We start from the raw sequence: 26912 nt of genomic DNA on the forward strand, positions 1-26912 counted from the left end.
CGCGGCCTTTCGATCAAAGCGGGACTACGGGGGCTTCACTGTGCAAAGAATCCATTTCACCGCTGCTGATGTCGCCCGGACCCGCCTGAAGATCACCGCGGGCCCGCTGGTCGAGTCGGCCTTCGCCTACGGGCTGCTCGGACGGGGCGTCAGCGCCCCGTTCGCACGGTGGCGCAGCCAGGTCGGGGACCGGCTCTCGCCGTGGCCCGGCCGACTGCCCGCCGCGACGGCCGGGCCGGGCGGCCCGAGCCGTCCCGGCGCCGGTCCCGGCGCCGACGCCGACGCCGGTCTCGGCGCCCTGCTGCGGATCATCGAGCAGGGCGCCGCGGGCGGTGAGCTGACGCGGGTCTGGCAGGCCGCGGTGGCCCCGTACTGGGAAGCGCTGCTGGCCTTCCTGGAGGTCGAGTGCGAGGCCCGGGGCAGGGTGCTGATGGGCGGCGGAGCCGAACTGCTGCTGGCCACCCTGCACTCCCGGATCACCTGGAACGCGCCGGTGCTGGAGATCCACGACGGCCCCGACGAGGACATCCACCTGGAGGGCCGCGGCCTCGTGCTCGCCCCCTCGGTGTTCCTCGCGCACCGGGCGGGCCGGGTCACCCGGCGCCTGGACCGGAGCGCGCCGGTGGTGCTGGCGTTCGCCGCGCCGCCTGACACGTACCAGGCAGCCGGGCTGTGGGACAAGGCGGACGGCAGCGGTCAGTCGCTGGGCGCGCTGGTCGGGCAGACCCGGGCGGCCGCACTGCACGTGCTGCGGGCCAGCTGCACCACCACCCAGCTCGCGGACCGGCTCGGCATCTCGGCGGCCGGCGCCAGCCAGCACACCGCCGTGCTGCGGCGGACCGGGCTGATCACCACCCGGCGGATCCGCAACACCGTGCTGCACACCCTGACCCCGCTCGGCGCGGCGCTGCTCAAGGGCATGGCCGCGCAGTCCCCGGCGGTCGCCCCGCACCGGGTGCCGGCCGTGTCCGCCGCCTTGCAGCACGCGTCCTGAACACCGGCCCGGCGCGGGCCCTGTCGTCGAAGTAGCACCGTCGAAGTGGCACCGCACCCGTACGAACAGCCGCCCCCGGCACGGATCTCCGTGCCGGGGGCGGCTGTTCGTGGTGCCCGCGCGGGCAGGCGGGTCACTCCTTGATGCCCGCCAGGTCGCCGGGGCGGCTGCGCAGGACCGCGCCCGCCGACAGCAGGGTGGTGACCAGGGTCAGGCCGAGGGCCCCGCCGACCACCGTGACGAAGATCCACGGGGAGCCGGTCGGGAGGGTGGTGCCCAGCACGCTCATGCTGAACGGCACCAGGGTCAGCCCCGCCACGATGACGCCGAGCACGATGCCCGCCACCGAGACCAGGACGGCCTCCATCGCCATCATCTGCATCACCTGCCGGCGGGTGGCGCCGATCAGCCGCTGGAGCATGAACTCCCGCCGCCGCTCGGTGGTGGCCAGCACCTGGGTGTTGACCAGCGCGATGATCGCGTAGCCGACGACCACCGCGAGGACCAGGTACGCCATCCACGCCTGGGTGTCGCCCTCGTCCGCCGCCACGGCGGTCAGTGCCTGCCGGTCGGTGACCCGCAGTCCGGGCTGCCGGTCGGCGAGGGTGGCCAGCGAGGCCTCCAGCGCGGCCCGGTCCGTGCCCGGGGCGGCGCTCACCATGATCTGCGGGACCAGGCCCGCGTCGGTGTGGCCGACCAGGACGGACGCCGGGACCAGGGCGGTCTCGTAGCCGCGCCGGCCGTCGACCGTGGCGACCAGCTTCAGCTCCACCCGGGTGCCGTCGCCCAGCCGCATCGGAACGCCGTCGCCGATCTTCCGGTCACCGGCGTACCGGGCCGGCAGGGCGATCGTGTCACCGCGCAGTCCGTCGAGGCTGCCGGAGGCGGCCGTGAAGGAGGTCGTCCTCGCGATGCCCTCGGGGGTGACGCCCTGCAGGGACACCTCGGTGGGCTGCGGTGCGGAGGACTCCCCGTCACCGCCGTTCAGCGCCGGGTCGATCGGTACGTCCGGCTCGATGAAGCCGAGGCTCGGGACCTGGGCGGAGGCCGCCGCGACCCCGGGCAGCGCGCGGATCGCGTCCACCGTCTCCAGCGGCATGCCGCCCGCGACGGAAGTGACCACCGCATCGGCCCGCAGGCTCTCGTCGAACGCCTGCTTGGCGCCCTTGGACTGGGTCGTCTGCATGTAGACCAGGCCGATGGCCAGGCCCGTGGCGAGCATCACCGGCATCACCGCCGCCGCCAGCCGGGCCGTACGGGCCTTGGCGTTGCGGTTGGCGAGGTGGCCGGAGAGGCCGGCCGCGCTCACCGGGCGGCGCAGTCCGGCCGTGATGCCACGGGCCAGAACCGGGCCGAGCAGGCCGAAGCCGGCCGTCCAGACCATCGCCGCCGGGGTGGCGACGCTGCCCGCGTGCGGGCCGTCCATGCCCGCCGTGCCGACGGCCAGGGCGACCCCGCCGATCAGGCACAGCAGGCCCACGATCGACCGGAACCCGCTGAACCAGCGGCGCTGCAGGCCCGCTTCGGCCAGGGCCTCGGTGGGCCGGGTCCGGGCGGCGCTGTTGGCGGCGATGAACGCGGCGCCGACCGCGGTGACCAGGGCGGTGCCCACGCCGACGATCAGCGGTACCGAACCGGCCCGGTAGACGATCGAGTCCGGCACCACGCCGGCGTCGGCGAAGGCGCCGAGCAGCCAGCGGCCCACGCGGGGGCCCGGGATGCAGGCCAGAGCGGTGGCGATGGCCGCCAGCAGCACCGTCTCTCCGAGGATCAGCCGGCGCAGCTGCCCGGGGGTGGTGCCGATGGCCCGCAGCAGCGCCATCTCGCGCTGCCGCTGCTGGATGGAGAGGCCCAGGGTGGAGGAGGCGACGAACACGGTGACCATCGCGGAGAGTCCGCCGAACGCCGCGGCCAGCGGGATCAGGTCGGCGCCGTCGTCGATCACGCCCGGGTTCTCGGCGCGGCCGCGCTCGTCACCGGTCAGGACCGACACCGGCTGTCCGCCGACCGCCGTGCGGATCCCCTCGGCGATCGCGGCGAGGTCGGCGCCGGAAGCCGGGAAGACCCCGATGTTGTCCAGCGTGCCGGGCAGCCCGGCGGCGGTCTGGGCCTCCAGCGCCGCGGAGTCGGAGAGGAAGACGCCGTTCGCCTCGCCGTCACCGGCCGCCAGGCCCGAGACCTCGTACGACTTCGACGTGCCGCCGGAGCGGAGCTCGACGCGGGAGCCGGGCTCCAGGCCCGCCTTCCGCGCGAGCCGGGTGTCGAGGACGACCTGTCCGGCCGTGGCCGGCGCGGCGCCCTCGGTGATCTCGTACGGGGTCAGCGCGGCGGAGGACCAGCCGTGGCCGGTGACCTCCCCGGCCCGCCCCTTGCCGCCGGCGGGCGCCAGGGCCGCGGGGAAGGACACGTCCGCCGCGGTGCGCTCGACCCCCGGCACCGCCGCGATCTTCCCGGCCAGGGCCGCGTCGAGGCGCACCCGCTCGGGGAAGACCAGCTCGTGCGAGGTGCCGAGGTAGCGCTGCTCCCCCGTGACGACGATGGGGGCCGCGGCCAGCCGCTGGGGCGGGGCCGCGTTGTGCACGCCCGTCTCCAGCAGTCCGCCGCAGGCCACGACGATGGTCGCGCCGAAGAACAGCGCGATGAACGAGGCGATGAAACCGCCCTTGTGGAAGCGCAGGGTGCGCAGCGCGATCCTGATCACCGCTGCGCCCCGTGTCCTGCCGGGGCGGCCGCCGGGCGGGTGCCCCAGGCACCCAGGTGGGTCATGCGCTCGGCGACCTGGTCGGCGCTGGGCCGGTCCAGGTGGTCCACGATCCGGCCGTCGGCCAGGAACAGCACGCGGTCGGCGTGCGAGGCGGCGACCGGGTCGTGGGTGACCATCACGATGGTCTGGCCCGCCTGCTCGACGGACTCGCGCAGCAGGGTCAGCACCTCGCGCGCGGTGTAGGTGTCCAGCGCGCCGGTCGGCTCGTCGCCGAAGATGACGGCGGGCCGGGTGATCAGCGCGCGGGCGATGGCCACGCGCTGCTGCTGACCGCCGGACAGTTCGCCGGGGCGCCGGTTCTCCCGGCCCCCCAGACCGACCCGCTCCAGCACCTCGGCGACCGCGCCCTTCTTGGGGCGGCTGCCGGCGAGCCGCAGCGGCAGGGTGACGTTGTCGAGGACGGTCAGCGCGGGCAGCAGGTTGAACGCCTGGAAGATGAAGCCGATCCGCTCGCGCCGGAATTTGGTGAGCTCGCGCTCCTTGAGCCGGGCCAGGTCCACGCCGTCCAGCAGCACCGAACCGGCGGTGGGCCGGTCCAGGCCCGCCGCGCAGTGCAGGAAGGTGCTCTTGCCGGAGCCGGAGGGACCCATCACCGCGGTGAAGGTCCCCCGGTCCAGGCCGATGCTGACGTTGTCGAGCGCGGTGACCTCGTTCTTCGAGCCGCCGTAGACCTTGCGTACGGATTCCAGGCGGACGACGTGGCGACCCTGCGGGTCCGGTGTCCCTGTCATGGCTTTTCCTTCTGCTGGGCAGCCGGACCACGCCGGGCCGACTGGAAACGTGAGGGGTCAGGTCTGGAAGCGGCTCAGGTCTGCGACCAGGAACGGAATTGGCGCTGCCCGTACAGGAGCGGCGGCCGGGCGTGCTGCCGGGTTATCCGGCGGGTCTCACCGAAGACGGTGATGTGGTCGCCCATCCGCTGGGTGAGGACCACCTCGCAGTCGGCGACCGTGTGGGCGTCGCGTACGAGGTGCGGTCCACCGGCCCGCGGCGGCTGCTCCCACGGAACCAGTGCGAACCGGTCGGGGTTGCCCGAGGCGAACAGCTCGGCGGTCCGCCGGGCGTCCGCGTGAAGGAAGTTGACGGAGAAGACACCGGAGTTGAGCAGGGCCGCCAGCGTGGGGCTGCCGACCCGGAGGCACACGAGCAGAGTGGGCGGGGCGAGCGAGACGCTGGTCACCGAGGAGCACGTCATGCCCCACGGTTCGCCGTCCAGATCGCGGGTGGTGACGGCGCAGACCCCGGTGGGGAAATCGCTCATCAGCGACCGGAAGGCGTCAGGAGTCGCCTCCGTGGCCGTCGTCGCGGTGGGCTGGGTGGTCATGGGGAGCTGCCTTCCGTCGCCAGGGCGCGCCGCGATCCGGCGGGTACGGGGATCCCGGCCGCCCGCCCGGACGCGCCGCGTTCCCGGTAGTCGAGGAAATTCAGGAGCGGGCCGGTCAGGGCCGTGGTGCCCAGGGCCATCACGACGAGGGCCAGAACGAGGGGCGCCGTCAGGATCCCGGCGCTGAAACCCGCCTGGAGCACGATCAGTTCGGTCAGACCGCGGGTGTTCATCAGGACGGCGATCCGCCGGGCGTCGGCCGGGGGCCGGCCGCCGATCCGGGCGCCCAGGTAGCCGCCGGCCGCCTTGCCGAGGCAGGCCAGCAGGAACGTGGCCACCAGCAGGAGCCAGGACGCCTTGGAGAAGTTGCCGTTCAGCACGGTCACCCCGGTGACCACGAAGAACGCGGGCACCAGGAAGCGGCCGGAGCGGGAGATCCCGTCCACCGCGGGCGTCCACGCGGCGTCCGCGTCCCGGGGGATCGCGAAGCCCACCAGCGCGGCGCCGACGATGGCGGTCATGCCCATCTCCTCCATGGTGACCGCCACCGCCAGGGTGGCCACCGCCAGGAGGACGGCGACCGCGCGCGGGCTCTTCCCGTACGCCTGGCGGGCGAGGGAGGTCCGCAGCGCGAACCGGATCGCCAGCGCGCAGGCGGCGCCGATCAGCAGCGCGAACACCGAGTGCAGGAAGCCCGAGAGGCTGCCCTCGCCCAGGCTGATGGCGAGCATGCACAGCAGCCAGCCGATCGCGTCCACGGTGATGGCGGCGCCGAGGGCGATCCGGCCCGCCGAGGACTCGCTCATGCCCCGGTCGGTGAGGATCCGGGCCATGACCGGCACGGCCGTGATCGACATGGCCACGGCGACCATGAGGACGAACGCGGCCAGCGGGGCGTCACCGCGGGCTGCGGTGTCGTCGGTGACCACGACCAGTCCGGCCAGCAGCAGGCCGGACAGCAGCGGCGGCACGAGCGAGCCGGCCGCCACCCATGCGGTGGTGCGGCGCGGCGGCGCCTGCGGGCCGGCCTGGAGCTTGTGCGCCAGGCCGACCAGGAAGAGCGCGAGCGCCGCCTTCGATATGAGCTTCAGGATGTCCAGGACCGGGCCCGGGAGCACGGCGTCGAAGGCCCCCTGCCCCAGCAGGGCCAGGGCGGCGGGGCCCGCCAGCAGGCCGGCCGTGATCTCGCCGATCACCTCGGGCTGGCGCAGCAGACGGGCGGCCGCCCGGCCCGCCCAGGCCAGCAGGAGGATCACGGCGAGGATGCCCACGACGTGGGCGGTGCGGGTGAGCGGGTCGATAACTTCCATGGCTTCAGGAGCCCCTTCCGGCCGGCCGGCCGAGGTCAGCTGCGCATCTGGGCGAAGTAGTCGTACGCCTTGGGCAGGACCTCGGACAGGCGCCGGGTCTTCTGCCGGATCTCCTCGAACTCCCGCTCCGCCGCGGAGGGGTCGGACAGGGCGAGCGCCGGGGACGGCTTCAGCTCGATCCCGCCCATGCCGAGGAGGATGCACATGTAGGAGTAGGGCGGCAGCCCGTGGTAGTAGGGGAAGATCGTCTCGGAGTCCGGGACCTGGGTCTTCCACTTCTCGATGCGCGCGGCCAGCGACTCCGGGATCGCGCGGGTCTTGGCGTCGCGCCAGTACTGGGTGTCGTCGCGCTTGGCGGCCACGTAGTGCAGTACGAGGAACTCGCGGACGCCGTCCATGACATGGGCGATGGAGTCGTTGTAGAGCTCGCTGTGGACCGGGTTCCAGTCGTCGCCCGGGAAGTTCTTCGCGAGCTGCTCGATCGCGTGGTGGATGAAGAAGATGCCGGTGGACTCCAGGGGCTCGACGAAGCCGCTGGACAGGCCGATGGCGACGCAGTTCTTGACCCAGGAGTTCTCGCTGCGGCCGATCCGCATGTTGATGTGGTTGGCCGGGACGTCCGCGGCGGCCGGGCCGACGAACTCGCGCAGGGTCCGCTCGGCCTCCTCCGGGGAGAGGTAGTCCTTGGCGTAGACGTAGCCGGTGCCGACACGGCCCATCAGCGGGATCGTCCAGATCCAGCCGGCGTCCTGGGCGGTGGCGGTGGTGCAGGGCAGGATGCCGCGGCGCTCCATGTCCATCGGGACCTGGAGGGCGACGGCGCTGTCGTTGGGCAGGGTGTCCTTGTACGAGATGAACGGGGTTTCCAGGGCCTGGTTGATGAGCAGGCCGCGGAAGCCGGTGCAGTCGATGTACAGGTCACCGGTGATGTCGCCGTGCTCGGCGGTGTTGACGCCGGAGATCCAGCCGCGCTCGTCGAGCTTGACCTCGTTGACGTGGTCGATGACGTGCTTGACGCCTCTCTCCACCGAGTACTTCGTGAGGTACTTGGCCAGCAGGGCGGCCTCGAACTGGTAGGCGTACGGGAACTGCGTCTTGCCCTGGTGCTCGACCATGGTGAGGCCGGCCATCTCGTCCGCGCCCTCGACGAACGGCGAGTCGATGAGCGTGCCGTCGGCCTGGCGCGGGCTGAGGCCCTGGTCGATGACCGAGGCCATGACGAAGCAGTCCTTGTCGAACCGGTCCGTCGGGCCCTGCTGCAGCCACCAGTCGGTGAGCGGGAAGCCGTTGACCGACCGCATCTGCTCGAACGGGTGGTAGAAGTAGTGGCCCTTCTCGCGCCAGTTCTCGAACCTGACGGCGAGTTTGTACGTGGCGTTGCAGGCGGGCATCCAGTCCTTCTCCTTGAGTCCGAGGAACTCGAAGAAGTGCCGGATGTCGCTGAAGGTCGCCTCGCCGACGCCGACGGCGCCGACGTGGCCGGACTCGACCAGCGTGATGTCTATACGGTCCCCGAACGCGGCCTTGAAGTACGAGGCCGTCATCCAACCCGCGGTTCCGCCGCCCACGATCACGATCTTGTTGAGCATCTGTGACTCCCCTTCGCTGACTGTTCACGGATGATCCGGAGCCTAGGAACGGGGCGGCGGCCGGGACAGGCTTTTAAGCGCTCGCCGAATGTCCCAGGCGGGGCGCGAATTTCGGACACTTTTTCGCCCGTCAGCCCCATGTCAGGGAAGTCCGGAAGTATGCAGTCCGGCTGCCGGCCCGACAAGAGCCCCGCACCGGCCATACCACGCGGCTTGATTCAGGCCGCCCCGATGGTATTTCCCCCGATCGGTTGACCCGGGACAGCATGAGGGCCTGCCGACAACAACGGGGGTTGCAGAAGTGGAAATCAACCTACTCGGTTCCGTCTCCCTTTCCTGGGGAGACCGTACCTATGCCATGGCCTCGAAGCGCGTGACGTCGCTCCTCACCTTCCTTGCCCTTTCCCCGCGCCGCACGGTCACGGCCGACCAGATCGAGGACGAGCTCTGGTCCCACCAGCGGATGACCAACTCCCGCAACGCCCTCCAGGCGAACGTGGTCCGGCTGCGCAAGTACCTGGAGTCCCTCACGGGGATCAAGGGCTCGGAGCTGATCCGCACGGTGGGCAGCGGCTACCTGCTGGACCTGGCGCCGGAACAGGTCGACGCCCACCGCTTCCTGCGGCAGGCCGAGACCGGCGGCGCCCTCGTCCACCACGACCCGGCGCGGGCCATCAAGGAGCTGGAGCAGGCCCTCCTGCTGTGGCGCGGCCCCGCCCTGATGGATGCCGTGGAGGGGGTACGCATCCGGCAGGCCGCCTCCCACCTGGAGGAACGCCGGATCACCGCGTACGAGGACCTGATCACGGCGATGCTCTCCACGGAGGCGCACCGGATCTCCGTACCGGAGCTGCGCCAGATCGCGGAGGAGCACCCCGAGCGGGAGCGGCTGAGCGAACTGCTGATGCTCGCCCTGTACCGGGAGGGCCGCCAGGCCGAGGCGCTCGAGGTCTTCCACGGCGCCCGGCGCCGGCTCGCCGGGGACCTCGGGCTGGAGCCCGGACGGGCCCTGAACCGGGCCTACCAGGCGATCCTGGAGCAGGACGACGTCCTGGGCGAACCGCGCCAGGCGCTGGTCTACGCCGGGCGGCGCTGACGGCCGCTGAATTCCCGCTGAATTCCCACTGAGCCGGCGCTGAGTCCGCACTGAATCAACGCTGAATCCATGCTGAATTTCCCGTGGCTTCCCGCCGGTCTTCCGCTGACGTGGTGCGCCCGCGGTCTTGCCCTCAAGCGGAATGCCGATACGGTGAAAGAACCGGTTCCGCCCACCCTCCCTGTCCTCGTTCAGGGACGGTGGGCGGAATTCGCCTTTTCCGGGAACCGCGACGGGGACAGGGGCATGGAACTCGAATTGCGTCACGCTCGCATTGTCGTCACGATCAGCACCACCGGGAGCATTTCGGCCGGCGCCCAGGAACTGGGGCTGCCACAGCCCAGTCTCACGGCGCAGCTGCGCCGAATCGAAAGAGCGGTCGGCGGTGATCTGTTCGTCCGCTCCCGGTCGGGTGTGACCCCGACCGAACTGGGCGCGCGGCTCGTCCCGCGCCTGGCCGACCTGGTCCGCCGGGCCGACGAGGTGATGGCCGAGGCGCTGGCCGTCACCGGGGGCCCGCTGCGGCTGGGGAACACCGAATGGACCCCGCCGACCCTGCGCGACGCCCTCCAGGCCGCGCTGCCGGCCACCCCCGTACAGACCCAGACGCTGAACCCGGCGGCCGCCCTGGAGGCGGTACGGCGCGGGGCGCTCACCGCTGCCCTGGTCCCCCGCACCCCGGGGCGGGGCGACACCGGCGGCACGGGCACGGGCACGGGCGCGGGCACAGGTCCGGGCACGGGCGAACCCGACAGCGGCGAGCCCGCCCTGGGCCGGGCACTGATCGTGCGGGAACCGGTGTGGCTGGCCGTCCCGGACGGCCATCCCCTCGCCGGCCGCGCGTTCCTCGGCGCCGAGGAGCTCGCCGAGGTCACCGAGCGCGCCGGGCTGCGGTGGGTGCGGTCCTCCCCCGAGCACTGGTTCCACGCCGTCGAGCGGAGCGTCCTGGGCTCCGGAGCCCCCGGGCGGGTGCTGCACCGCGTCAACAGCCACCAGGAGGCCATGAACTGGGTCCGGGATCTGGGGGTGGCCGCGCTCACCACGCCCTCCGGGGCCCTGCCGGGCGTCTGCCTCGTACCGGTGACGGGAGCCGTGCGGGTCGAGATGGTGCTGCTGTGGCGCAGCAGCGCCGTCAGCCGCGAGACCCTGCACACGCTGGTCGACACCGTGCGCGCGTACTACTGCGGCTACGCCCGCTCGCTGCCCGGCTACTGGGCCTGGATCCAGGCCCACCGCGCGGAGTTCCGGGAGCTGCGGCGCTACCTGCCCGAGCCGGTCGACGCCTGACCCGGCAGCGCGGTCCGGCAGCGCGGCCCGGCAACGCGGCCCGGCCTCAGCGGGGTTTCAGTACCCGGTCAGAAGCGCGTCAGAGGGTCGTCAGAGCGGTCCGCGAGCATCGGCGGCATGACAACAGCAGCGAACCACCTCGACCTCGAAGCCCGCGACCAGATCAAGGAGATCATCTGCGACATCCTGGAGATCGAGCCCGAGGAGATGACCGAGACCAGCCGCTTCAAGGAGGACCACGAGGCGGACTCCATGGGCGCCATCGAGATCCTCTCCCAGCTGGAGCGGGTCTTCGGCACCGACATCGACCAGGCCGAGCTCTCCCGGATGGTCAACCTGGCCGCCGTCGTCACGGTCGTCGAGGAATCCCTGGCCGCCACCGCGGCGGCCAAGTAGCCCACGGCGCACAGCGACTACGACGGGAGCGCAGGGTGTACGACGATGAGCGGGCGCCGCGCCGTGTGGTGATCACCGGCCTCGGCACGGTCACCAGCATCGGCCTCGGTGTCACGGCCTTCCTGGACGGACTGCGGTCCGGACGCAGCGGGGTCAAGCCGATCACGGCATTCGACACGACGGGCTTCGCGCACGCCAACGGCTGCGAAGTCGACGACTTCGAGCCCACGGAATGGATCCACCGGGCGGACCCGGCGGAGCTGGGGCGGGCCACCCAGTTCTCGATCGCCGCCGCCAAGATGGCCGTCGAGGACGCCGGTCTGACCGCGCAGGACCTCCGGGAGCGCAAGGTCCTGGTCTCGGTGGGCACCACCGACGCCGAGTCCCGCGACCTCGACCTGCTCGTCGGACAGCAGCTGGAGAACGGGCCGGAGCAGCTGGACCACGGAATCGTCCGCCGGGCCCAGGCCGGCCGGCTCTCCAGCGGCATCGTCCGCGAGCTCGGCCTCGTGGACGTGGAGGCCCTGACCATCCCCACCGCCTGCGCCGCCGGCAACTACGCCATCGGCAGCGGCTTCGACGCCATCCGCGACGGGGACGTCGAAGCCGCACTGTGCGGCGGCGCCGACGCGGTGTGCCGTAAGACCTTCACCGGCTTCTACCGGCTCGGCACCATCGCCCCCGAGGTCTGCCAGCCCTTCGACAAGGACCGCAAGGGCATCCTGACCGGCGAGGGCGCGGGCATCCTGATGATGGAGAGCCTGGAATCGGCGCGGGCGCGCGGCGCGCGGATCTACGCCGAGGTGCTCGGCTACGGCCTCAACTGCGACGCCCACCACCCGGTCGCCCCCGACGCGGACAGCCTGGCCCGGTGCATGGAGGTGGCGCACCGAAACGCCGGGGTCAAGGCCGAGGACATCGACTTCATCTCCGCGCACGGCACCGGCACCCACGCCAACGACGTGACGGAGGCCGGCGCGATCCGCCAGGTCTTCGACACCCCGCCGCCCACCATCTCCATCAAGTCCATGATCGGCCACTCCATGGGCGCGGCGAGCGCGCTCGCCTCCGCCGCCTGTGCGCTCGCCCTCACCGAGGGCTTCATCCCGCCCACCATCAACCACCGCGAGACCGACCCCGAGTGCGGCCTGGACTGCGTGCCCAACGAGGCCCGCCCCGCCCGGCTGAACGTCGTGCAGAACAACGCGCTGGCCTTCGCGGGCAACAACGCCGTGCTGATCCTCGGCCGGTACGAGGAGGCCGTCTGATGTCCCCGACCCCTCTGGTCATCTCCGGCTGGTCGGCGGTCTCGCCGTTCGGAGTCGGCAGTGACTCCTTCCGCACCGGGATCACCGCCGGCCGCACCACGGTCGGCGCCGTGGACCGCGAGGTCTTCCCCGGCCCGTTCGGCGAGGGCGCCGTCGTCCCCGACTTCACCGCCGCCAAGTACGTCGGCAAGAAGGGGACCCGGACCATGGACCGGGTCACCGCCCTCGCGGTCACCGCGGTCGGTGGGCTCGTCGAGGTGTTCCGCGAGGAGCTGACCGCCCGCCCCGAGCAGACCGGGCTGGTCCTCGGCACCGGCTCCGGCAGCGTGCAGAGCATCATGGACTTCACCCGTGACGCCCTGGCCGGTGAGCGCCCGTACCACGTCGATCCGGCCCGCTTCCCGAACACCGTGATGAACCGGGCCGCCGGACAGAGCGCCATCTGGCACGGCATCAAGGGCCCGAACACCACCGTCGCGGGCGGCTCCCTGACCGGGCTGCTCGCCCTCGGATACGCGCTGCGCCTGCACCGCGGGGGCCACTGCTCCAGGGTGCTGGTGGGCGCGGCCGAGGAGTACTCCACCCAGCGCTCCTGGCTGGAATGGCACGGCCGCATCGAAGAGGAGCGCGACACCCCGCTCGGCGAGGGCAGCGCGGTGTTCCTGCTGGAGACCGCCGAGGACGCCGCGGCCGCCGGGCGCGGCGCACTGGCCCGGGTCGGGGCCACCGCCTTCCGCGCCTTCCACGAGCCCGACGGCGCCCGCGAGGCACTCGCCGTGTGCGTGCGCGGCGCGCTGGAGAAGGCGGGGGTCGCGCCCGGCGCGGTACGGCTGGTGGCGCCGCTGGGCGCCGGCGGTCCGCTCGTCGCCCAGGAGGAGGGCGCCGTCACCGACGTGCTCGGCGACGACGCCGCCCTCCAGTGGGTACGGATCCGGCCGCTGGTCGGCGACACCTCCGCGGCGGCCGCCGCGCTCCAGCTGGCCGGGGTGCTCGCCGCGGCCGGCGAGGCAGGCCTGGCGCCCGGCGAGGCCGCGCTGGTCACCGGTATCGAGCGGGACGGCCTGGTCGGCTGCGCGGTCCTCACCGGCGGCTGACCCCCACACCCCGGCGGTCGGCCAGGGGACTGTTCCCCCGCCCCGGCCGGCCGCCGGTTCCCCGTCCGCGGGCCCGCCCGCGCCCGCCCCCGCGGGGGCCCACGCCACTTCCGAGGAGAAGCAAGCACATGTCCGCAACCGAACGCCGTGTCGCGCTGGTGACCGGGGGTTCCCGGGGCATCGGCCGCCATGTGGTGACCCGCCTCGCCGAGGACGGCTACGACGTCGCCTTCTGCTACCAGTCCGACAAGGAGGCCGCCGACACGGTGGCCGCCCTGGCCGCCGACGCCGGGGCCCGCGTCCACACCGCGCGCGCCGACGTGTCCGACCACGACGCCGTACGGGACTTCGTCCGCGCCAGCGAGAAGGAGCTCGGCCCGCTGCGCACCGTGGTGTCCTGTGCGGGCATCGTCCGCGACAACCCGCTGGTCATGCTGTCCCCCGACGACTGGGACGCCGTGCTGCGCGTCAACCTGGACGGCACCTACAACCTCTGCAAGGCCGCCGTCTTCGCGATGATGAAGCGCCGCGCCGGCTCCGTGATCACCCTGTCCTCGGTGGCCGGGGTGTACGGCAACGCCACGCAGACCAACTACTCGGCGACCAAGGCCGGGATCATCGGCTTCACCAAGGCCCTCGCCAAGGAGAGCGGCCGCTACGGCATCCGCGCCAACGCCGTGGCCCCCGGGTTCATCGAGACGGACATGCTCTCCGGGCTCTCCGAGGAGCACGTGCGGAAGATGACCGAGCGGATCCCGCTCGGCCGGTTCGGCCGGCCCGAGGAGGTCGCCGACCTGGTCTCCTTCCTCGCCTCCGACCGCGCCTCGTACATCACCGGACAGGTCTTCGGGGTCGACGGCGGCCTCGTCGTCTGACGGCCGGGCCCTGCCTCCCCCACACCAACCCCCCACGTTGCTCCGTTCCACGCAGCCAGGCCGACCGAAGGGTTCACCATGGCCAAGAACAAGACGCCCCGCTTCTACTTCTCGCTGCGCAGCCCGTACTCCTGGCTCGCCTACCGCGAGATCATGACCTTCCACCCGGACCTCGCCGAGCGCCTGGAGTGGGTGCCCTTCTTCGAGCCCGACCCGCTGAGCGCCCGGCTGATGGCCGAACAGGGCGGCCGTTTCCCGTACTCGGAGATGTCCCGCGAGAAGAACCGCTACGTGCTCCAGGACGTCGGCCGGCTGACCAAGGCACGCGGTCTCAACGTCACCTGGCCCGTGGACCGCGAGCCGGTCTGGGAAGTCCCGCACCTGGCCTACCTGGTGGCGGAGCGCCGCGGCCGCGGCCACGCCTTCATCGACGCCGTGTACCGGGCCCGGTTCGGCCGCGGGCGCGACATCTGCGACCCGGCCACCATCGAGGACATCGCCTTCGAGATCGGGCTCGACCCGCGCGAGCTGGCGCGCGCCAGCGACGTGCCGGAGCTGCGCGCCGAGGGGATCAAGATCCTGCTGGACGTGTGCCGCGACGGGGTTTTCGGGGTGCCGTTCTTCGTCCAGGGCTACAGCCGGTTCTGGGGCATCGACCGGCTCGACGAGTTCGTCGCCCACGTGCGCGGCCAGGAGGTGCCGGCCGGGTTCATGCCGGAGCCGCTGGCCGCCGTCGGGATGGGCCGGGCGACCGACGACGCCCACGCGGGCGGCTGCGGCTGACCCGCCGCGCCCCCTGCCCGCCCCGCTCCACTCACGTCAGCGCGCCATCAGTTCGCTCTCAGACCGCCGTCAGCGCGCGCGGCAACGATCTGGTCCGTGACAGGGCTGACATCGGAAAACCTTCGCTAGGGGATAGCCATGACGCATGTTCAGACGGTCGGCGGCCTTCCGCTCACCGCCGGCCAGAAGGACATCTGGTTCGACGCGAAACTCTCTGGCGGGGGAGCCACGTACAACACCGCCATCTACTGGGACATCAGGGGCGAGCTCGATCACGGCCTCTTCCGCACCGCGCTGGAGCGACTGGTGACGGAGTCGGAGTGCCTGCGGACGAGATTCACCGAGGTGGACGGCGAGCCGCGCCAGTTCATCGAGCCGCTGGAGCGCCTTCCGCTGACCGTCACCGACGTCAGCGGTGCCGCCGACCCGGCCGCCGCCGCGCACGAGGCGATCCGCGCCGACCTGCGCGTGCCGTTCACCCTGCCCGCCGAGGGCGCCGACAGCAGCCCGGCGGACGCGCGCGAGCCGCTGTTCCGGCTGAGCGTCTTCACCCTGGGCGCCGAACGCACCTTCTTCTGCCTGCTCAACCACCACCTGGTCTCCGACGGATTCAGCTACGTCATCTACTGGCAGCGGCTCGCCGTGATCTACGAGGCCCTGCTGGCCGGCACCACCCTCGACGAGGGCCGCTTCCCGCCGCTGAGCACCCTGCTCGACGCCGAGGCGGCCTACGTCGGCTCGGCCCGCGCCGAGCGTGACCGGGCCTACTGGGAGGAACGTTTCACCACCCGGCCCGAGCTGATCAGCCTCGCCACCCGCGACGCCGAACCCGCCCAGGGCTTCCTCCAGGAGCAGGGCGTCCTGCCCGAGGACGTCGCCGAGCGGCTGCGCGCCGTCGCCTGGGAGTCCCGCGTCACCTGGCAGACCGTGCTCGTCGCGGCCCTGGGCGCCTACACCGGCCGGATGGCCGCCACCGAGGACGTCCTGCTGTCGCTGCCCGTCACCGCCCGCGTCGGCGGCGACACCCAGAAGGTTCCCGGCATGGTGGTCAACTACCTGCCGCTGCGGCTCGCCGTGGACCGCGCCACCACCCGCGCCGGACTGTTCGCCGACGCCTACCGCGCCTTCTCCCAGGCCCTCAAGCACCAGCGCCACCGGGTCAGCAGGATCCGCCGCGCCATGGGCCTGTCCAGCGACGACCGCCGCCCCTTCGGCCCCTTCCTCAACATGATGCCGCAGGTGGAGAAGCTGGCCATCGGACCGTGCGACGCCACCATCCACAGCCCGTCCACCGGACTGGTGGACGACCTGGAGTTCACGGTCGCCGACAAGGGCGACGCCGGCATCGGCGTCGACCTCAGCGGCAACGAGGCCCGCTACACCCGGGCCGAGGTCCGCGCCCACCTCGACCGGTTCGTCTCCTACCTCGACCGGTTCCTGCGCGCCGACGCCGACGAGCCGCTGGCCGCCCTGGAGCTGCTCTCCCCCGGCGAGAGCCGGGAGCTGGCCGCCGCGCTCACCGGACCGGTCCGCCCGACCCCCTACCTGGGCGCGGTCGAGCGGATACGGGCGCACGCCCGGACCACCCCCGACGCCCCCGCCGTCACCGACGACAGCGGCACCCTGACCTACGCGCAGCTCGTCGGCCGCGCCGGCGCGCTCTCCCGGCACCTGACCGGCACCGGCCCCGTCGCCCTGCTCACCGAACCCGGCCGCGACTTCGTCACCGCCGAGGTCGCCGTCCTCGGCGCCGGGCGGGCCTTCGTACCGCTCGACCCGGGCGCCCCGCTGCCCCGTCTGACCGCCCTGCTGCGCGACAGCGGCGCCGCCTTCGTCCTCACCGACGCCGCGCACCGCGAGCTCGCCGGGCAGGCCGCCGCTGCCGCCGGCGACGGCGCCGCACTGCCCGTCCGCGAGATCACCGCCGAGCAGGACGCTCCCGACGCGCTGCCGCCCGTCCTGGGCGGTCCGCAGGACCTCGCGTACGTCATCTACACCTCCGGCTCCACCGGCAAGCCCAAGGGCGCCATGGTGCAGCGCGGCGGCATGGTCAACCACCTGCTCGCCAAGATCGAGGAGCTGTCGCTGGACAGCTCCGACGCGCTCGTCCACAACGCCCCGGTCACCTTCGACGTCACCGTCTGGCAGACCCTCACCACGCTGCTCGTCGGCGGTCGCGTGCGCGCCTTCAGCCGGGCCGAGGCCTCCGACCCCGACGCGCTGTTCACCACCATCGGCGCCGAGGGCCTGACCGTCCTGGAGGTCGTCCCCTCCCTGCTGCGCGCCACCCTGGACGTGTGGGACGCGGCCGGCTCCGCCCCCGAACTGCCCGCCCTGCGCTGGATGATCTCCAACGGGGAGGCCCTGCCGGCCGAGCTGTGCGCCCGCTGGTTCGCCCGCTACCCCACGATCGCGCTGGCCAACCTGTACGGCCCGACCGAGTGCTCCGACGACGTCACCCACGCCTACGCGCGCACGCGAGGCGAACTCGACGCGATGGCCGCCGCGATCGTGCCCATCGGGCGCCCCCTGCGGGGTACCCGGCTGCACATCCTCGGCGACGACCTGCGGCCCGTCCCGCGCGGCGTGCGGGGGGAGCTGTACATCGCGGGCGCCGGCGTGGGCCGCGGCTACCTCGGCGACACCCGCCGCACCGCCGTCACCTTCCTGCCCGACCCCTTCGCGGGCGACGGCTCCCGCATGTACCGCACCGGCGACCTGGTGACGCTGCGCCCCGACGGCCAGCTCGCCTTCATCGGCCGCCGCGACCACCAGGTCAAGATCCGCGGCCAGCGCATCGAACTCGGCGAGGTGGAATCGGCCCTGCGCGCCCTGCCCGGGGTCGCCGACGCCGTCGCCGCCGCCGTCACCGACCCCGCCGGGCACAAGCGCCTGGTCGGCTACCTGGAACCGGAGACCGGGACCTCCCCGGCCGCCCTCGACACCGCCGCGCTGCGCACCCTGCTCGCCGGCCGGCTGCCCGAGGCACTGGTCCCGACCGTGCTGCTCACCCTGGACGCGCTGCCGCTCACCGCACACGGCAAGGTGGACCGCAAGGCGCTGCCCGCGCCCGACCTCGCCGGTCCCAAGAGCGCCGTCCGGGCCGCCCGCACCCCCGAGGAAGGCATCCTCTGCGCGGTCCTGGCCGAGGTCCTGGGCCTGACCGACGTCGGCCCCGACGACAGCTTCTTCGCGCTCGGCGGCGACAGCATCAGCTCCATCCAGGTCGTCAGCCGGGCCCGCCGGGCCGGGCTGGTCGTCACCGCCCGCGACGTCTTCAAGCACCGCACCCCGGCCGCCATCGCGGCCGTGGCCCGGCGCGCCGGGGCCACCCCGGCGGCCGCCGCCGACGACGGCACCGGCGAGATCGACCCCACCCCCATATCCGACCGACTGCGCGAGCAGCTCGCCGAACTGCCGGACGCCACCCGCGAGTTCGCCCAGTACGTGGCCGTCACCGCGCCCGCCGGGCTCACCTCCGCGATCCTCGAACCCGCCCTCCAGGCCGTCCTGGACCGGCACGACGCGCTGCGCCTGAAGCTCACCTCCCCCGTGCCCGGTCTGTGGACCCAGGAGGTCCTGCGGCCGGGCAGCGTCACCGCCGCCGACGTGGTCACCCGGGTGACCGTGCCCGCCGACGCCGATCACGCGGCCGTACGCGCCGAGCAGGTCGCCGCCGCCCGGTCCCGGCTGCGCCCCGAGGACGGCCTCGTCGTCCAGGCGGTCCTGCTGGAGCAGACCCCCGGCGCGGGCGGCCGGCTGCTGCTGGTCGTCCACCACCTCGCCGTCGACGGGGTGTCCTGGCGGATCCTGCTGCCCGACCTGGAGGCCGCCTGGCAGGCCGTCACCCAGGGCCGCGCCCCCGCCCTGGACCCGGTCCCGACCTCCTTCCGCACCTGGGCGAAGACCCTGTCCGCGGAGGCCCGCACCTCCCGGCGCGTCGGCGAACTCCCGTTGTGGACGGCCCAGTCGGCCGACGCGGGCGAAATCCTCGCCGACCGGCCGCTGGACCCGGCCACCGACACCTGGGCCACCGCCGGCCGGCTCCGCCTGGAGCTGCCCGCCGCGCTCACCGCCGACGTGCTCACCCGCGTGCCCGCCGCCCTGCACGCCGAGATCAACGAGGTGCTGCTCACCGGCCTGGCGCTGGCCGTCACCGGCCGCTCCGGGGCCACGGGCACCCGTACCGTCGTCGAGCTCGAAGGCCACGGCCGCGAACAGATCGGGGACGGCCTCGACGTCTCCCGCACGGTCGGCTGGTTCACCAGCGCCTTCCCCGTCGCCCTCGACATCGGCGACCTCGACCGCACCGAGGTCACGTCCGGCGGCCCCGCCGCCGGCACCGCCCTCAAGCGGGTCAAGGCCGCCCTGCGCGCCCTGCCCGACCACGGCATCGGCTACGGGCTGCTGCGCCACGTCAACCCGCAGACCTCGGCCGTGCTCGCCCGCGCCGCCGTACCGCAGATCGGCTTCAACTACCTGGGCCGGTTCGCGGCCGGTGAGGGCGACTGGGCGATCGAGGCCGGCGGCGCCGGGCTGACCGCCTCCGCCGACACCCCGCTGCGCCAGCCCCTGGACCTGGTCGCCCTCACCGAGGACCGCCCCGAGGGCCCGGTCCTGGTCGCCGAGTGGACCTGGCCGTCCTACGCCCTGGACGAGGCCGCCGTACGCGAGATCGCCGAGGACTGGTTCGCCGCCCTGGCGGCCCTCGCCGCACACGCCGCCGGCCCCGGCGCCGGCGGCGGCCGGATCGCCGCCGAGTTCCCGCTCGTCGACGTGGAGCAGCACGAGATCGACGCCTGGGAGCGGGAGCTGCACGGGCTCACCGACGTCCTGCCGCTCTCCCCGCTCCAGCGCGGCCTGTTGTTCCAGGCCGAGTTCGACCGCCAGGGCATGGACGCCTACACCCTCCAGGTCGTCATGGACATCGGCGGCGCCCTGGACGTGGCCGCGCTGCGCGCCGCCGCCACCGCGCTGCTGGACCGCAATCCGGCGCTGCGCGCCCGGTTCCGCGAGCGGTCCCAGGGCGACCCGGTCCAGCTGATCCCCCGCTCCGTGGAACTGCCGTGGACCGAGGAGGACCTCACCGCCACGGCCGATCCCGGCGCGGAGGCGGGCCGGCGCACCGAGGAGGAGTGGCTCCACCGCTTCGACGTGACCCGGGGTCCGCTGACCCGGTTCACCGTCTACCGGCTGGGCACCGAACGCCACCGCGTCGTGTGGACCACCCACCACATGCTGGTGGACGGCTGGTCGCTGTCCGCCGTACTCGCCGAGGAACTCGTCACCCTGTGGGGCAACGGCGCCGACGTCAGCGCGCTGCGCCCGGTGGCGCCCGGCCGCGCCTACCTGGAGTGGTCCGCCGCCCAGGACAAGCCGGCCGCCCGCAAGGCATGGGAGGCGGAGCTCGACGGCATCGACGAGGCCACCCGGCTCGGCCCCGCCGACCGGGCACGGGTCTCCGTACTGCCCGAGACGTACACCGTGGACCTGCCCGCCGAGCTGACCGCCGCCCTCACCCCATGGGCGCACCGGCGCGGCCTGACCATGAACACCGTCGTCCAGGGCGCCTGGGCCGTGGTCCTGGGCAGCCTCACCGGACGCCGGGAGGTCACCTTCGGCGCGGTCGTCTCCGGCCGCCCGGCGGGGCTGCCCGAGGTCGAGCGGATGGTCGGCGCGTTCCTGCACACCCTGCCCGTACGGGCCGACCTGGAAGCGGCTCAGCCCTTCGAGGAGATGCTGGCCGCGCTCCAGGACCGCCAGCTCGGCCTGGAGGAGCACCAGCACCTGGGTCTGGCCGAGGTGCAGCAGGCCGTCGGCGTCGGCGAGCTCTTCGACACCGTCGTCAGCTTCCACAACTACCCGGCGGGCGCGCTGGACGCCATCGGCGACCACGTGCCCGGCCTGACCATGCTGAACTGGAAGGCCCGCGTCGTCGCCGAATACCCGCTCGCGGTCGGGGTGTTCCCCACCGACGGACAGCGGCTGCGCGTGGAGGCCCAGTACCGGCCGGACGTGTTCGACGCCGAGCGGGCCGAGGTGTTCGTGGACCGGTTCGCCCGCGTGCTGCGCCGGCTCGCCGAGGCCCCCGCCACCCCGCTGGGACAGATCGACACGCTGTCCGGCGAGGAGCGGCGGCAGCTGCTCGACAGCTGGTCCGGCGCCTCGGCGGCCCGGCCGGGCGGCGGCTCCCTGGCCACCACCACCTTCGAGCGGTGGGCCGCGCTGTCGCCCGCCAAGCCGGCCGTCTCGCTGGGCACCGAGGAACTCGACTACGCCGAACTGAACAGCCGCGCCAACCGGCTGGCCCGGCTGCTGGCCGAGCGCGGCGTGGGCCCCGAGCAGCCGGTCGCGGTGATGCTGCCGCGCTCCCCCGGGCTGATCGTGGCGGCCCTCGCCGCCATCAAGGCCGGCGCGGTGTTCCTGCCCGTCGACGCCGACTACCCGGCCGACCGGATCGGCTACATCCTTCAGGACGCCCGGCCGCCGGTCCTGCTGACCGACACCCGGACCGCGCAGCGCCCGACGGGCCTGCCCGACCTGGCCGCGCTCGGCGTGACACCGCTGCTGCTCGACGCGCCCGAGGTGAACGCCCACCTCAGCGCGCTGGCCGGCCACGACCTCACCGACGCCGACCGGGCGGCCCCGCCGCACCCGGACAACACGGCGTACATGATCTACACCTCCGGCTCCACCGGCCGCCCCAAGGGCGTCGTCGTACCCCACACCGCACTGATGTCGATGGTCGACAGCCTCTCCGACCGGTTCCGGCTCGACCACGACGTCCGCGTCCTGCAGTTCGCCTCGTTCAGCTTCGACGCCTCGGTCTTCGGCATCATGCTGGCGCTGCTCAACGGCGGGACCCTGGTCATCGCCGACGAGGAGGCCCGTACGCCGGGACAGCCGCTGGTCGACCTGATCAACGAGGCCCGGATCAACCTGGTCGCCCTGCCGCCCGTCGTGGTCGGCGGGCTCCCCGCCGACGCCACCCTCCCCGCCGACCTGCGCCTGGTGGTCACCGGCGAGGCGGTTCCGGCCGCGGTCGTGGAGCGCTGGGCCGGTTCGGTCCGGCTGTTCAACGGCTACGGACCCACCGAGGCCGTCGTCGGCTGCACCGTCGCCGGTCCGCTGACCCCGCGGGGCGGGCGGCCGCCGATCGGCCGACCCACCAACGCCCACCGGGCCTACGTACTGGACCGGAACCTGCGGCCCGTCGCCCCGGGCGTCACCGGCGAGCTGTACGTCGCCGGGGGCCTGGCCCGCGGCTACCTGGACCGGCCCGGACTGACCGCGTCCCGGTTCGTCGCCGACCCCTACGGCCCGGCCGGCTCCCGGATGTACCGCACCGGGGACCTGGTCGCCTGGCTGCCCGACGGTGAACTGGACTACCTGGACCGCGTCGACGACCAGGTGCAACTGCGCGGCATCCGCGTCGAGCTCGGCGAGATCTCCTCCGCCCTGCTCGCGCAGCCCGGCGTCGAGCAGGCGGTCGTGGTGATGCGCGAGGACGAGGCGGGCGAGCGCCGGCTGGTGGCGTACGTGGTCGCGGGCTCGGCCGTCGGCCCCGAGGCCACCGCCGTCCTGCGCGACCGGCTCGCCGAGGAACTGCCCGACTACATGGTCCCCTCCGCGGTCGTGGCCCTGGAGGAACTGCCCCTGACCGCCCACGGCAAGCTCGACCGCAACGCCCTGCCCGACCCCGACCTGGGCGCCGTCTCCCGCGGCCGGGCGGCCCGGACGCCCGTCGAAGGCATCCTGTGCGGGCTGTTCGCCGACGTCCTCGGCCTGGAACAGGTCTCCATCGACGACGACTTCTTCGAGATCGGCGGGCACTCGCTGCTCGCTACCCGCCTCGTCAGCCGGGTTCGCAGCACCCTCGGCGTCGAACTTCCCATTCGTGCCCTGTTCGAGGCCCGTTCCGTGGTGGCCCTGGCCGGACAGGTCGCGGACGCCGACCGGGCCCGGCCCGCGCTGGTCCCGGCCGCGCCGGGCGGGGAGCGCCCGCTCTCCTTCAGCCAGCAGCGCCAGTGGTTCCTCAACCGGCGCCAGGGCCGCGCCGACGGCTCGTACAACAGCGCCATGGCCTTCCGGCTCACCGGGAAGCTCGACGTGAGCGCCCTAGAGGCGGCCCTGCTCGACCTGACCGCCCGGCACGAGGTGCTGCGGACGGTGATCCCCGAGCACGACGGGGTGCCCTCGCTGCGGGTCCTGGACCCGGGCACGGGCGGGCCGGTGCTGAGGACCCTGTCCGTCTTCACCGACCAGCTCGGCACCGCGCTGGCCGCCGAGGCCGACCGCGGCTTCGACCTCACCGAGGAGACCCCGCTGCGGGTCCGGCTGTTCCCGGCCGGCGCCGACTCGTACGTGCTGCTGATCGTGGTGCACCACATCGCCTTCGACGGCTGGTCCATGGAGCCGCTGCTCGCCGACCTCGCCACCGCCTACCGCGCCCGCACCGGCGGGAGGGCCCCGCGCTGGGAGCCGCTGCCGGTGCAGTACTCCGACTTCGCCGTCTGGCAGCGCGAGCTGCTCGGCGACGCGGCGGACCCGGACGGCCTGGGCGCGCGGCAGCTGGACTTCTGGCGCGACGCGCTGGCGGGTCTGCCCGAGGAACTGCCGCTGGCGACCGATTTCCCCCGTCCGCAGGGTGGCGGGACCGCCGGTGACACCGTGATGTTCGATGTGGACCCGGAACTGCACGGGGCGCTGGCGGACATCGCCCGCGGCACCGGCACCACCGAGTTCATCGTCTTCCAGGCGGCCTTCTCGGCCCTGCTGACCCGGTGGGGCGCCGGAACCGACATCCCGCTCGGGGTGTCCGTCGCCGGACGGACGGACGACGCGCTCGCCGATGTCGTCGGGATGTTCCTCAACACCCTGGTGCTGCGCGGCGACACCGGTGGCGACCCCACCTTCCGGGAGCTGCTGGAGCGGCTGCGGGAGACCGACCTGGCCGCGTACTCGCACCAGGACGTGCCCTTCGACCAGGTCGTGGAAGCGGTCCGGCCGGCCCGCGCGCTGGGCAGGCACCCGCTGTTCCAGGTCTCGCTCACCGTGCAGCACGACGGGGTTCGGGTGCCGGAGCTGGTGGAGCTGAGCGCCGCGCCCGAGTACGTGGGCTCCGACCAGGCCAAGCTGGACCTGGTGCTGGAGCTGTTCAACTGGCCGGGACGGGACGGGATGCGCGGGCTGCTGACCTTCAGCACCGCGCTGTTCACCCGGGGCACCGCGGAGCGGCTCGTGGAGCAGTTCCAGCAGGTGCTGCGGGCGGCCGTCGCCGACCCGGAGGTACGGATCAGCGCGCTGGAGGCGGAGCGCGGCCCCGTCGGGGCCGAGGCCGTCGGGGCCGGGGCCGAAAGCGGCTCTGCGGCCGGAGCCGTACGGGACACCCTGACCGGGCTCCTCGCCCGGCGGGCCGCCGCCGCACCGCGCGACACCGCCGTCGGCGCCGGATCACAGGCCCTGTCGTACGAGGAGCTCGGCGCCCGCGCCGACCGGCTGGCGCACCACCTCGCGGGGCGGGGGGCCGGTCCCGGCCGGGTCGTCGCCCTCGCACTGCCGCGCGCCGCCGACCAGGCGGTGGCCGCGCTCGCGGTCCTGAAGACCGGCGCGGCGTACGTGCCGGTCGGCGCGGAGGAGCCCACCGACCGGATCCGGGAGGTGCTGGAGGCGGCCGCCGCGGTGGCCGTGCTCACCACCGAGGGCCTGGCCGGGCGGCTGCGGAGCACCGGGGTGCCGGTGCTGGTCCCGGACTCCGCGGCGGTGCGCGGCCGGGCAGCGGACTCCGCGGAGCCGGCGGAGCCCCTGGGCCACGTACCGGCGCCGGACCAGCCCGCGTACCTGCTGCGCGGGCCCGGTGACGGCGCGCTGACCCCGGTCGGCCACGCCGAGGCGGCCGCGTACTGCGCGCTCACCGGCGAGGGGCTGTGGCCGGCGTTGGTCGCGGGCACCGCCACGTCCGCCCCCGACCGCCCGGGCCGCGACTGGTCCACTCCGGACCCGTCCGCGCCGGCCGCCGGCGCCGCGGGTGACGCCTCCGTGCCCGGGTCCACGACCACGGCCGACGCCGACGCCGACCCGGTGGTGGAGAGCCTGCTGGGGATCATCCGCGGGGTGCTCGGCACTGACGCGGTCACCGCGGAGCAGAACTTCTTCGAAGCCGGCATGGACAGCATGAAGTCGCTGCGGGTGGTCAGCCTGGCCCGCAAGGCCGGTCTGGGCCTGAGCATCGCGGACGTCTTCCTCCACCAGAGCGCCGACGCCCTGGCCGCGAGCCTGCGCCCGGAGCCGGAGCCGGAGCCCGAGCCCGTCCCGGAGCCTGCGGCAGCGCCGCCGGCCCTGCCGGACGGCATGCGCGGCAGCGCCCGCGGCATGGCCGAGGCCATCGCCGAGGCCGACGCGATCGAGCACGTCGAGCACTTCACCCCGATGCTGACCATCCAGCCCGACGGCGACCGCACCCCGCTGTTCTGCGTGCACAGCGGTGTGGGCCTGTCCCTCTCCTACCTGACCCTGGTGCCGTACCTGCACCCCGACCAGCCCGTCTACGCCCTCCAGTCGCCCACCGTGGTGGCCGGGGCCCCGCTGCCGGAGAGCATCGAGGAGAACGCCGCCTCGTACATCCGGCTCATCAAGGAGGTCCGGCCCGAGGGCCCGTACCACCTGCTGGGCTGGTCCTTCGGCGGTCTTCTCGCCTACGAGATCGCCGTCCAGCTGAGGGCGGCCGGCGACGAGGTCGGCGTCCTGACCGTCATGGACTCCTTCCCCCGTACCGACGCCGTCGACGAGCGCGACGAACAGGTCCGCCTCGGCTGGCTGATGGAGGGCATCGGCCACCACCGCGAGGAGTTCGCGGGCCGCCCCCTGACACCGCAGGACCTCTACGAGACCCTGCGCCGCGACAACAACCCGCTGGCCCGCCTCGGCCTCGAACGCCTCGGCCGCGTGGTCGCCCTGATGGGCCGCCACCAGCTCCTCAACACCCGCTACCGACCGGAGGAGTACGCCGGTGACGTGCAGCTCTTCCTGGCCGAACACTCGCCCTGGGGCGAGGTGACCGACAAGGACGTGCTGTGGAAGGAGTTCATGACGGGCGCCGTACAGGTCCACCGGATCGACTGCGCGCACGACGACATGCTGGGCCCGGAGCCGCTGACCGCCATCGGCCCGGCCCTGCGGACCGCTCTCGACGCGTGGAAGGCCGGTAACCGGTCATGACGACGACCCTCCCGCGCCCCGCGCCGGACCCCGACAAGACCGACAAGACCGCCAGGACCGCCAGGAGCACCAGGACCGCCGCGACCGGGACGCCGCACCTCGCGGCGGGCCGGCCGGCGGGCCCGCGGACCCTGCTCATCGAGACCGGCGCCGTCATCGGCCGGCGGCTGCGCCGGATGCGGCGCGCCCCCGGCCGCTCGATCGGCATCGTGCTCAACCCGATGCTCTCGCTGATCATGCTCGGCTATCTCTTCCGCTACTCGATCCACCTGCCGCAGGGCGGCGACTACGTCGAGTACGTCTTCGCCGGCGGAGCCGTCCAGGTCGGCCTGGCCTGTGTCGGCCCCACCGCGGTATCGCTCGCCCTGGACCTCCAGGGCGGGCTGGTCGACCGGTTCCGCTCGCTGCCCATCAGCCGGGCCTCCATACCGATCGGACACACCGCCGCGGACTGGGTGGTGGGCATGGGCGGACTGGGCACCACCGTCCTGATCGGCCTCCTCCTGGGCTGGCGTTCGCACACCGGGCTGCTGCCCACCCTGGCGGGCTTCGCCCTGATCGCGGTCTTCATCTACGCGATGCTGTGGCTCGGGGTGCTGCTCGCCCTGACCCTGCGCAGCGTCGAGACGATCAGCGTGGTGGCCCCGTTCATCGTGGTCGTGCTGCCCTTCCTGTCCAGCGCCTTCCTCTCCCCGCAGACCATGCCGTCGGCGCTGCGCCCGCTCGCCGAGTGGAACCCGGTGACCGCCGTCATCGCGTCCTGCCGGGACCTGTGGGGGAACCCGGACACGCCCAGCACCGGGTTCGCGGGCGACCATCCGCTCCTGGTGGTCTCGGTCACCCTGACCGTGATCTTCGTGACCTGCACCGTCGTGAGCCTGCGCCGTTTCCGTACGGCGACCAGCTGAAGCCCCC

General features: G+C 73.5%; 15 protein-coding genes. 10 read left to right on the forward strand and 5 right to left on the reverse strand.

Annotation, left to right across the window (positions count from 1 at the left end; translation table 11 throughout):
• Positions 1-40 precede the first annotated feature (40 nt).
• A complete protein-coding gene (locus ACWDYJ_RS00260; RefSeq protein WP_451563165.1) occupies positions 41-994 on the forward strand; it encodes an ArsR/SmtB family transcription factor in 954 nt (317 codons plus the stop codon).
• 133 nt (positions 995-1127) lie between these two features.
• On the opposite strand, the gene ACWDYJ_RS00265 is transcribed toward ACWDYJ_RS00260, so the two are convergent.
• From ACWDYJ_RS00265 to ACWDYJ_RS00285, 5 genes are all read right to left on the reverse strand, one after another.
• Positions 1128-3695: an FtsX-like permease family protein gene (locus ACWDYJ_RS00265; protein ID WP_451563166.1), complete on the reverse strand. Its 2568-nt coding sequence runs from the start codon at positions 3693-3695 to the stop codon at positions 1128-1130.
• The gene (locus ACWDYJ_RS00270; protein WP_451563167.1) at positions 3692-4489 is read right to left on the reverse strand and encodes an ABC transporter ATP-binding protein; all 798 of its coding nucleotides are present in this window, start codon (positions 4487-4489) and stop codon (positions 3692-3694) included. Before ACWDYJ_RS00270 ends, ACWDYJ_RS00265 begins: the two co-directional genes overlap by 4 nt.
• A gap of 74 nt (positions 4490-4563) precedes the next feature.
• A complete protein-coding gene (locus ACWDYJ_RS00275) occupies positions 4564-5082 on the reverse strand; it encodes a flavin reductase family protein (RefSeq protein ID WP_451563168.1) in 519 nt (172 codons plus the stop codon).
• A complete protein-coding gene (locus ACWDYJ_RS00280) occupies positions 5079-6392 on the reverse strand; it encodes a cation:proton antiporter (protein WP_451563169.1) in 1314 nt (437 codons plus the stop codon). The genes ACWDYJ_RS00275 and ACWDYJ_RS00280 overlap by 4 nt, the downstream gene beginning before the upstream one ends.
• A gap of 35 nt (positions 6393-6427) precedes the next feature.
• A complete protein-coding gene (locus tag ACWDYJ_RS00285; RefSeq protein ID WP_451563170.1) occupies positions 6428-7981 on the reverse strand; it encodes a tryptophan halogenase family protein in 1554 nt (517 codons plus the stop codon).
• 358 nt (positions 7982-8339) lie between these two features.
• On the opposite strand from ACWDYJ_RS00285, the gene ACWDYJ_RS00290 reads away from it, so the two are divergent.
• The 9 genes from ACWDYJ_RS00290 (at position 8340) to ACWDYJ_RS00330 (ending at position 26905) form a co-directional block, all read left to right on the forward strand.
• Positions 8340-9077: an AfsR/SARP family transcriptional regulator gene (locus ACWDYJ_RS00290; RefSeq protein ID WP_451563171.1), complete on the forward strand. Its 738-nt coding sequence runs from the start codon at positions 8340-8342 to the stop codon at positions 9075-9077.
• Positions 9078-9323: 246 nt separating this feature from the next.
• Positions 9324-10364 (forward strand): LysR family transcriptional regulator, encoded by a 1041-nt coding sequence (locus ACWDYJ_RS00295; protein WP_451563172.1) that lies wholly within the window; start codon positions 9324-9326, stop codon positions 10362-10364.
• Positions 10365-10481: 117 nt separating this feature from the next.
• Positions 10482-10760, forward strand: a complete 279-nt coding sequence (locus ACWDYJ_RS00300; RefSeq protein ID WP_451563173.1) for an acyl carrier protein — start codon at positions 10482-10484, stop codon at positions 10758-10760.
• 35 nt (positions 10761-10795) lie between these two features.
• Complete coding sequence (locus ACWDYJ_RS00305; RefSeq protein ID WP_451563174.1) at positions 10796-12028, forward strand: beta-ketoacyl-[acyl-carrier-protein] synthase family protein; 1233 nt, start codon at positions 10796-10798, stop codon at positions 12026-12028.
• Positions 12028-13122: a beta-ketoacyl synthase N-terminal-like domain-containing protein gene (locus ACWDYJ_RS00310; RefSeq protein WP_451563175.1), complete on the forward strand. Its 1095-nt coding sequence runs from the start codon at positions 12028-12030 to the stop codon at positions 13120-13122. Before ACWDYJ_RS00305 ends, ACWDYJ_RS00310 begins: the two co-directional genes overlap by 1 nt.
• Positions 13123-13250: 128 nt before the next feature.
• Complete coding sequence (fabG, locus tag ACWDYJ_RS00315; RefSeq protein WP_451563176.1) at positions 13251-13997, forward strand: 3-oxoacyl-[acyl-carrier-protein] reductase; 747 nt, start codon at positions 13251-13253, stop codon at positions 13995-13997.
• Between the two features lie 78 nt (positions 13998-14075).
• Complete coding sequence (locus ACWDYJ_RS00320; RefSeq protein WP_451563177.1) at positions 14076-14780, forward strand: DsbA family protein; 705 nt, start codon at positions 14076-14078, stop codon at positions 14778-14780.
• A gap of 138 nt (positions 14781-14918) precedes the next feature.
• Positions 14919-25997 carry an amino acid adenylation domain-containing protein gene (locus tag ACWDYJ_RS00325; protein ID WP_451563178.1) on the forward strand — a complete coding sequence of 3693 codons (11079 nt, stop codon included), beginning with the start codon at positions 14919-14921 and terminating at the stop codon, positions 25995-25997.
• Positions 25994-26905, forward strand: a complete 912-nt coding sequence (locus tag ACWDYJ_RS00330; RefSeq protein ID WP_451563179.1) for an ABC transporter permease — start codon at positions 25994-25996, stop codon at positions 26903-26905. The genes ACWDYJ_RS00325 and ACWDYJ_RS00330 overlap by 4 nt, the downstream gene beginning before the upstream one ends.
• Positions 26906-26912: the final 7 nt, after the last annotated feature.

It is taken from the genome of Streptomyces sp. NPDC003042, from assembly GCF_053591315.1.